The organism is Aeromonas sp. PrichA-15 (genome assembly GCF_017939245.1).
In the GTDB taxonomy this organism is placed as follows: domain Bacteria; phylum Pseudomonadota; class Gammaproteobacteria; order Enterobacterales; family Aeromonadaceae; genus Aeromonas; species Aeromonas caviae.
This window is the reverse complement of sequence record NZ_JAGKRH010000211.1, coordinates 1-293: the sequence shown is the minus strand read 5'-3', so window position 1 is coordinate 293 and position 293 is coordinate 1. Positions and strand designations below refer to the sequence as shown.

General features: G+C 53.2%; 1 rRNA gene. It reads right to left on the bottom strand.

Going from position 1 to position 293, the window contains the following annotated elements:
• Nucleotides 1–293, bottom strand: a 23S ribosomal RNA gene (locus tag J9889_RS19545); the annotation flags it as partial.

Sequence of the window (293 nt, the reverse complement as noted above, 5' to 3'; positions counted from 1 at the left end):
GGGCTCCCACTGCTTGTACGTACACGGTTTCAGGTTCTATTTCACTCCCCTCACAGGGGTTCTTTTCGCCTTTCCCTCACGGTACTGGTTCACTATCGGTCAGTCAGGAGTATTTAGCCTTGGAGGATGGTCCCCCCATATTCAGATAGGATGTCACGTGTCCCGCCCTACTCGATTTCACATCAAGGTTGTTTTCGTGTACGGGGCTATCACCCTGTATCGCCGGCCTTTCCAGGACCGTTCCACTAACTTCCAAGATGCTTAAGGGCTAATCCCCGTTCGCTCGCCGCTAC